General features: G+C 61.7%; 5 protein-coding genes and 1 pseudogene. 3 read left to right on the forward strand and 3 right to left on the reverse strand.

The genetic code is table 11. The annotated features are described in order from the left end of the window. Window positions 1-77: 77 nt before the first annotated feature. The gene (locus tag B7449_RS03240; protein ID WP_048883219.1) at window positions 78-1,799 is read right to left on the reverse strand and encodes an NAD-dependent malic enzyme; all 1,722 of its coding nucleotides are present in this window, start codon (window positions 1,797-1,799) and stop codon (window positions 78-80) included. 117 nt (window positions 1,800-1,916) lie between these two features. Here B7449_RS03240 and B7449_RS03245 point away from each other — a divergent pair, with 117 nt between their 5' ends. Beyond that, window positions 1,917-2,822: a LysR family transcriptional regulator gene (locus B7449_RS03245; protein ID WP_039736286.1), complete on the forward strand. Its 906-nt coding sequence runs from the start codon at window positions 1,917-1,919 to the stop codon at window positions 2,820-2,822. A gap of 78 nt (window positions 2,823-2,900) precedes the next feature. Here B7449_RS03245 and B7449_RS03250 read toward each other — a convergent pair whose 3' ends face one another. Together B7449_RS03250 and B7449_RS03255 are read right to left on the reverse strand one after the other, a co-directional pair. Further along, window positions 2,901-3,914 carry an isopenicillin N synthase family dioxygenase gene (locus tag B7449_RS03250; RefSeq protein ID WP_039736285.1) on the reverse strand — a complete coding sequence of 338 codons (1,014 nt, stop codon included), beginning with the start codon at window positions 3,912-3,914 and terminating at the stop codon, window positions 2,901-2,903. 265 nt (window positions 3,915-4,179) lie between these two features. Further along, window positions 4,180-5,373: a sensor histidine kinase gene (locus B7449_RS03255; RefSeq protein WP_048883220.1), complete on the reverse strand. Its 1,194-nt coding sequence runs from the start codon at window positions 5,371-5,373 to the stop codon at window positions 4,180-4,182. A 317-nt stretch (window positions 5,374-5,690) separates the two neighbouring features. Here B7449_RS03255 and B7449_RS03260 point away from each other — a divergent pair, with 317 nt between their 5' ends. Then, entirely contained in the window at window positions 5,691-7,418 is a 1,728-nt protein-coding gene (locus B7449_RS03260; protein ID WP_039736283.1) for a carbohydrate porin, read from the forward strand. Between the two features lie 192 nt (window positions 7,419-7,610). Further along, window positions 7,611-8,321 (forward strand): annotated as a pseudogene (locus B7449_RS03265) (TonB-dependent receptor plug domain-containing protein); the annotation flags it as partial. Window positions 8,322-8,367 lie beyond the last annotated feature (46 nt).

Here is an 8,367-nt window from a genome sequence, read left to right on the forward strand (position 1 = left end):
GCCCGTCATGGCATGGCGGACACGTTATTACTTCGCCTTATCGAAGCCGTTTGCCCATGGAAATCGCCGCAGCGGCCCTATCGGGAGATCTGCGCCTTTTCATACGGGCGATAGCACGCGGTCCAGACAGCATCCTTCAACGCAGCCTCAAGCGTTTCAGGCGATGCCTGCGGGGCAACACCTTCCACCTGCCCCTGCCGGATGACGGCCCGCGCCACGGCCATGGCCACGGTGCGCAGTTCGGACACGGGGGGCAGCAGGGGCGCCGTTGTCCGGTCATCGGCCCCGGCGGCGGGCGAAAGCCCCGCCAGCGCGTGGGCGGCAGCAAGGAACATGCCATCCGTCATGCGCGTAATGCCGCCAGCCACCACCGCAAGGCCGACGCCGGGAAAGACATAGGAATTGTTGATCTGGTCCACCGGACGGCTGCGTCCGTCATGGTCCACCGGCGCGAACGGGCCGCCGGTCCCGATGATTGCGCGTCCCTCCGTCCAGTCCAGCAGGTCGGCGGGCGTTGCCTCGATATTGGCGGTGGGGTTGGACAGGGCGAAAATGACCGGACGCACGGACTGCCGCACCATGGGGGCCACGATGTCACGGGTAAAGGCGCCGCCCTGCCCCGATGTCCCGATCAGCATGGTGGGATGGACATTTTCCATGACCTCGGCCAGCGTGACATGGGCGGGATCGGCCACATTCCATGTTGCCGCAATATCGGCAGGCTGCACGAAGGGGCGCTGGCCTTCGGTCACCCCATCCATGCCGTCACGCACAAGTCCGTCAATATCGACCATGAAGAAGCGGCGGTTTGCCTCATCGGGCGTCATGCCATCCGCCACCATCATCTGCGCCAGCAGGTCGGCAATGCCGCACCCGGCGCCACCTGCACCGAAAATGACGATCCGCTGGTCGGACAACGGGGCCGCGCCAGCGCGGATCGCGGCCAGCAGCGCGCCCGCCGTCACCCCTGCCGTGCCCTGGATATCATCGTTATAGGTGCACATTCCGTCGCGATAACGGCGCAGGATGCGCAGCGCGTCCGCACCCGACAGGTCTTCCCAATGCAGGGCGATATTGGGCCAGCGCGCATTCACGGCAGCCACGAATTCCGCAATGAACGCATCATAATCCGTCCCGCGCACGCGTTCGTGCCGCCAGCCTATATATTCAGGATCTTCCAGCAGGGTCGTGTTATCGGTGCCGACATCCAGCAGGACAGGCAGCGCACGGGCCGGGTCCAGACCGCCACAGGCGGTATAGAGCGACAGCTTGCCAATCGGGATGCCCATGCCATTGGCCCCCTGGTCGCCAATGCCCAGAATGCTGCCGCCGTCACTGGCCACGATCACGCGTACCCCGTCCCATTGCGGATCGGACAGGATCTCGGCAATGCGGCCACGATCCGCATATGTCAGGAACAGGCCACGCGGACGGGTCCAGATATGGCTGAATTCCCGGCATGCCCGGCCAATCGCGGGGGTATAGATGATGGGCAGCCACGCCTCCAGCGCCTGATCAATGATGGCGTAGAAAAGCGTTTCGTTGCGATCCTGGATTTCACGCAGCGCAATATGTCGCGAAAAATTGTCCGGCAGCGCCGCCAGCCGCGCACGGGCAAGGTCGACCTGTTCTTCCAGCGTGGCGACACGCGCGGGCAACAGGCCATGCAGCCCGAACAGGTCACGTTCACGTCTGTCGAATGCATTTCCCTTGTTCAGAACTGGACAATCCAGAAGTTCCCTGCCGGACAAAGCCGTTTTGAGGGAAGTATGAGACATGGATCGTACTGTATCCGACATAAGAACCCGATATTGCGATAACAGTGGAAGGGTGCGCAGAATACGGATCTGCACATCTTCGTGTAGGGCATGCGGCTGCACGCCAACCGTACGTCAGACGCAATCATGGAATGTCACATGTCGGATGAAATCAGTGACCTGAAGTTTTTCTGCATCCTGACCGCAGCGGGCAGCATTGCCGGATGCGCACGCGCCATGGGCATGTCATCCGCCGCCATGAGCCGCCGCCTGAGCGCCATGGAATTCCGTCTGGGCACGCGGCTGGTCACGCGCACGTCGCGCCATTTCGCCCTGACGGCGGAAGGCCAGCGCCTGCACGAACACGCAGTCAGGATCATGCAGGAAGTGGAGGAAGCCGAGGCCGAACTGACCGCGCGCGCCGGTATCCCGCATGGGCTGCTGCGGGTGGGCGTGCCGTCGGAAATCGGGCGGAAACTGCTGGCCGGTGTCGTGGCCGCCTTTGTGGGGCAGTACCCCGATGTCACCGTGCACCTGACCCTGTCGGACGCGGGGCTGGATGTGATTGATGACGGACTGGACATTGCCATCCGGCCCGGCATGCCGTCGGATCAGGAAGTCATGACCACCAGCCTGATCAACAGCCGCCGCGTTGTCTGCGCGTCACCGGAATACAGTGCGCGCAAGGGACTGCCTGCAACACCGCATGACCTGCTGAAACATGACTGCATCTGCCTGATCCGCCGCCAGCGCATATTCAATGAATGGGCCTATCTGGATGGAAAGGTGCGCAAGGAAATTCATGTCACCCCCCGCCTTGCCACATCCAGCAGCGAGGTCGTGCATGACTGGGCGGTCAGCGGACGCGGCATCGCGCTGAAGGTACTGTGGGATATTGCCGATGACCTGAAATGCGGCCGGCTGATCGAATGTCTCAGCACCTACGCATGGGAGGACGTGACGCTGTATGCCGTCTATCCCTCCCGTGCGCACCTGCCTTCACGCACGCGGTTCTTCCTGGACTTCGTGCGGCGTGAACTACGCCAGAACTATTTCGGGACGTGACCACTGTCTCCCGGGGGCAGCCCGGAAACATCGGGCGTTCATAAGACGTTTCCGGCAAGCCTTGTCCCGCACAGCATTTTATGTGCGGCTGCCGTAATTGGCGCGAATGCGTTCATCCAGATAGTCGCGGGCGGTAATCGGTGCGTATTTCTTCTGCGGCCCCTGAATGACCGCATCGCGGTTGGCCTGACAGAAAAACGGCAATGACAGGCGTGGACCCAGATATTCATCGCGCCGGGGCATGCGCACCCGGTGCAGGGTGGATTTCAGGCGGTCGTCGCTCCAGCGCATCAGCATGTCACCGATATTGCACGTCACCGCGCCAGCCACAGGCGGCACGTCCGTCCATGCCAGTGTCGTATCCGCATCCTTGCCGGGACAGACCTGCAACCCTCCCTGCCCCGGTCGCTGGTGCAGCAGGGTCAGGCAGTCGAAGTCGGAATGGGCGCCGGCACGCCAGAATTCAAAATCCTCGTCTTTCGCGTTTTCCATGCTCATGTAATGGATCAGGCGCAGGGTACTCTGGTACCCGGCGGATGCGGGATCATGGTTGTGGGTGAAGAAATCCGCATCGAACCCCAGCCGGAGGGCAAAACACGACAGGATTTTCATCCCCAGTTCCCAGTTCTGGTGTTCGAAACGCCGCATGCGGGCCTGAAAACCGGGCAAGACACTTTCGTCGGGCCATATGTCACTGCCCATCTGTGACAGGGTGATCTGGTAGGATTCCTTGTTATCCGGTGTCCCGGTGGACGGGCGGACCTGCGCACGGTATTCCCAACCCACATTGGACCCCGGACGGCGGGCGTAATGCGTCTTTTCATCCATTGGCAGGTCAAAGAACCGGCCCGCGGCAGCAAAGGCGGCATCCACGTCCGCCGGGTCAATGCCATGATTGATGACCTGAAAAAAGCCGACCTGCGTCGCGGCATCCCATAGCGCGTCCGTAATCACGGATTTGCGGCTGTCATAATCTGACAGGTCAATCTGTGGAATGTCACGGGCGACACAGGTGCCGTGGCCGCCAATGCGGGCTTCACGGTTCAGTTCGGACTGCGCACTGCCGTGCAGGGCGGGGGATGAGGTCGACATGCGGTCTTCTCCGGTCAGAAGGTATATCCTGCCGGGCACGCAAGGCAGACGGGACACGGCGCGGCCAGCACGGTCCGGCATGGCCGGACGGCAATGGAAAACAGCCTGTCATGTAAAATGTCTTGCACGTCAGCGGCCCACGAATCAGGAACAGATTGGTGTGGAGCAATGCCCAGGAAAAAATCCCGACCGCTTCTACTCGCCCCCGAACAACAGCATGGACGGCCATTTTCCGTCAAGCAGGAAAACACGCGGCATCCCGCACTCAGGGCAGCCAGACCGTAAAGCACGTCCCCTGTCCCGGCGTGCTGGCGATATCCAGACGCCCACCATGGCGATCAAGGATATGCCGGACAATGGCAAGCCCCAGTCCCGTCCCCTGATCCGCCCCGCCGCGCCCGACGGATTGGGACACACGGTAAAACCGTTCGGTCAGGCGCGGCAGGTGCCGCGCTTCGATGCCCGGCCCGTTGTCACGCACCGAAATTGCAAGCCCGCCCCCCTCCAGCCAGTGCGCCCCGATGTCGATGCGCGCCACAGCAGGCGGGGCCGGACGGCCATAGCGCAGGGCATTTTCACATAGATTGACAAGGACCTGCAGGATCTGGTCCGCATCGCCCCGCACCGTGCCCGCAGGCGCGGGATGGATGATGACGGCGGCGCGGTCTTCCGCCGGTTTACCCTGAAGTTCGTCATTCAGACGGGCAAACAGGTCAGACAGCACCACCTGTCCCTGCGGGCGCTGGTGTTCAAGCATCTGCACGCGCGACAGGTACAGCAGCCGGTCGATCAGGCGCTGCATCCGCGCGGCCTGCCGGGCCATGATGCCCAGGAACTTCTGCCGTGCGACGGCATCGTTCGCAGCAGGCCCCTGCAATGTTTCAATAAAACCGATCAGGGCGGCAAGCGGCGTGCGCAGTTCATGGCTGGCATGGGCGACAAAATCGCTACGGGCGCGATCCAGCGCGTCATGCGCCGTGGCATCCAGCAGCACCACCACGCAGGCGGGGTGGCCGTGCCATGACCCTGCTGCCCTTGCAAAGCCCTGTACCACCCGGCGCACCGGCACATCGGCTTCGATCCGGACCTCACGGATGCTACCGGGCTGCAGTTCGGCCACGGCGCGCTGCATGGCGGGATGGCGGATCAGGGTGCCCAGCCCTTCGGCAAACTCGGCCTGCGCGCGCGCGCCCGCATGCAGCAGCCGCCCCCCACGCGACAGCACCACCAGGGCGACCGGCAGTTCGTCAACCGTAACCGTGTCTTCATCCCCGCCAGCCACGGGGTCCGCCAGGGAACGGACGGGATAATAAGGCAGTCGGCGCCAGGTGCCGGAAGAAGACGTGACAAGATATACCGCATACCCGCCCACGACCGCACCGGCCACCAGTCCCGCCACCATCAGAACAAGCGCCGTCACCCCATTCTCCCATTCCCGGCCTGCCCTACGGCATGACATGGGCGATACCATGATGGCGGCAGGGCGGAAAGCAGAATGATTTTTGTAATAAAATTACAATTTGTGCGATGCAAAATTAATAAAGTTACACTGAGTTTGACATTTAGATAATTTTAAAATATGCATCGATCATCACAAAAATAAAAACAATGGTTGCCAAAATCATGACCCATCCGTTCGTGTCCCTTCGCGTATCTGTCCGCTTTCCCGATTGCGTCGTGCGTCCACCCGCGCCCTGACCCGGCGGCACGCACCCAAGGCATCCTTGCCGCGCTTTCACGCCCCGCCATCCGGCCCGGCCACGAGAAAATCGACAGATGACACGACAGAACCGCCATATGCCTGACCGGCATGGCCGCACTCCGTTCCCTCATGCATGCAGGTGGCTGCTGGCCGTGGGCGCCATGGCGCTGCCCACGGTGCGGGCCATGGCGCAGGCGATTCCTGCTGCTACGCCGCCTGTTCCCTCACTCGTTACCAATGGCGCGGTTTCGGTCATGCCTTCGGCCGGTGTAACGCAGGAACAGCAGATCAGCCTCAATATGGATGCCGAACGCCTGGGCCCGACGCCCGGGGCCATCCGCAGGCCACCCAACACCCCCATTCCACCCAGCGGCGTGCCGGTCTATCCGTCTGCCGGCCTTGCGACCATGAGCGTCGCCCCCGTCAGCAGCCCCGGCGACAGCAAGGCGTTCCACAAGATTGAACTGGATGCCCTCCTGACCCACCATGAAGGCCCGTCCGGCCTGCTGCCCGAATGGATCGACGCCCAGCATGACAGTGATCTGGAAGACCCGTACTATGTCCCCACCGCAGGCAGCGGCCACCTGATCCCGCAGATCAACCCCCTGCGCAAAAAGCTGCTGGACCATGGTGTCAGCTTTGCCTTTACCTACAAGGGCGAAGCGATGGGCGTGATCAATGGCGGCGTGCAGCGTGGCATGAGCTACGTGCATGAACTGACCGCGCAGGTGAACTTTGACCTGGAAAAAATGGCGGGGATAACCGGGTGGTCGGTCCACACCCTGGTCATGGAACGCGCGGGCCGCGCCGTAAGCCATGACCGCGTGGGGGAATATTACGTCAACCTGCAGGAAGTCTATGGCCTGTCGGGCAACGTGGTGGCCCATCTGGTGGATTTCTATGCCGAAAAGAAGCTGCTGGACAACCATCTGGACGTGACCTTCGGCCGCATGGCGCTGACGCACGTCTTCGCCACCTCGCCCCTGCTGTGTTCATTCATGGTGACGTGTTCCGCGCCCGTGGCGCTGAAACTGGACCCCGGTTTCAGCGTCTATCCGAAGGCGACATGGGGGGCGCGCATCCGTATGCGCCCCACCCGCGACACCGCCATCCAGATCGGCGCGTATTCGGTCAGCGCCCTGACCGACAACCCCAGCGGCTGGGCATGGGGCAGCGAGAAGGCGACCGGCCTCATGCTGCCTGTCGAATTCACGTGGCAGCCGTTCCTGACCCGCAACCGCCTGCCCGGGCATTACGTGGTGGGCTATGCGCATGACACCACGCGCTATGCGGACCAGATTGGCGTTGGCCTGCCCGCGGCCCTGCAGCCGGCGGCGGAGCGGCAGCGTTCGGCACCGATGGACATGTTCTGGTTTGAAGGCGACCAGATGGTCTATCGCCGGGGGGGCCGTAACCAGATGGCGGGTGGTTACCTGATGGCGGGCTATATCCATAACACCCCGCATGTGACCTCGATTTCGGATGAAGCCTATGGCGGCCTGTCCTTTGCTGGTGTCTTTCCATCGCGCGTCACGGACCGGCTGGGCATCATGTATTCATGGTACCACGTCAGCCATCGCAAGGAGGAAGGCCAGATCCTGCGGTATGAAGCCGGTTATTCACTGGGCAGCAGCGTGCGCGCGCCCCAGACGGACTCCCACATCATAGAAGCCTATTACGCCATTGACGCCATGCCCGGCATACTGGTCCAGCCGGAATTCGAATACATGATCCGCCCGGGGGAGACGAAATACATTCCCAATGCCGCCCTGGTCGGGCTGAAGGTCATCGCCAACCTGTGACCCGTTTCACACATACTGGCGCAGGAACCCTGCATCCGGACATGCAGGGCATCTGTCCATGCACTGCCTGCAAATGATAATGCGAATTTGTTGCATTTAGGTGACACCAGGTGATGAACCGCCTTTCGGCTTATTGCGAATAATTATCAGAATAGATATGCAGCCTTCATGCAATTAAGAGGCTGTTGCAATATGACAAACCAGACCATTCGCCAGAAACTCAGGCCTTTTTCCCTGTTTACCGCGTCCATGGCGCTGGCCTGCGCCGCCACGGGCGCGCAGGCGGCGACACAGGACACGTCGTCCCCCGCCACCGCCAGCAGCAGTAAGCAGACCGGAACGACCACCACGCCGGGCACAGGTTCACAGGAACAGGATCTGTACAACCATTCGGCCGATACATCCCATGACGTGACCCACGTCACCGCGTCACCAATGAATGTTCTGCATGAATCCATCGGGCTGAGCCGGATGCCACAGGACGCCATGCATACGCCACAGAACGTCAACGTGGTGCCGCAGGTGCTGATGCAGCAGCAGAACGTCAAATCCCTTGATGAAGCGCTGAAGAACGTGCCCGGCATCACCGCGTCGGTGGGTGAAGGCGAAGGCGGCATGGCGGGCGACCAGTTCCTGATCCGTGGCTTCGCGGCCCAGAACGATATTTATGAAAACGGCCTGCGTGATTTTGGCGTCTATACGCGCGACAGCTTCTATTACGACCATGTTTCGGTCATCAAGGGGCCGTCATCGGAAGTATTCGGTAACGGCACCACGGGTGGCGCGATCAATATCGTGACCAAGACGCCGCATCTGGGCAACAGCTACCAGGCCAGTTTTTCGGGCGGCAGCGGGTCCTATTACCGCGGCACGCTGGATGTAAACTACCAGCTGAACAGCACCACCGAGAGTGTCCGATCTTCTGTGTATAATTGATCTGGTCCATACT

Origin of the sequence: Komagataeibacter intermedius TF2, assembly GCF_000964425.1 — a bacterium.
In the GTDB taxonomy this organism is placed as follows: domain Bacteria; phylum Pseudomonadota; class Alphaproteobacteria; order Acetobacterales; family Acetobacteraceae; genus Komagataeibacter; species Komagataeibacter intermedius.

Excerpts from the sequence above, each read along its gene's own strand:
- B7449_RS03240 (WP_048883219.1), bottom strand. The coding sequence starts at position 1,799 with ATGTCGGATACAGTACGATCCATGTCTCATACTTCCCTCAAAACGGCT.
- B7449_RS03260 (WP_039736283.1), top strand. The coding sequence starts at position 5,691 with ATGACACGACAGAACCGCCATATGCCTGACCGGCATGGCCGCACTCCG.
- B7449_RS03255 (WP_048883220.1), bottom strand. The coding sequence starts at position 5,373 with ATGTCATGCCGTAGGGCAGGCCGGGAATGGGAGAATGGGGTGACGGCG.
- B7449_RS03250 (WP_039736285.1), bottom strand. The coding sequence starts at position 3,914 with ATGTCGACCTCATCCCCCGCCCTGCACGGCAGTGCGCAGTCCGAACTG.
- B7449_RS03245 (WP_039736286.1), top strand. The coding sequence starts at position 1,917 with ATGTCGGATGAAATCAGTGACCTGAAGTTTTTCTGCATCCTGACCGCA.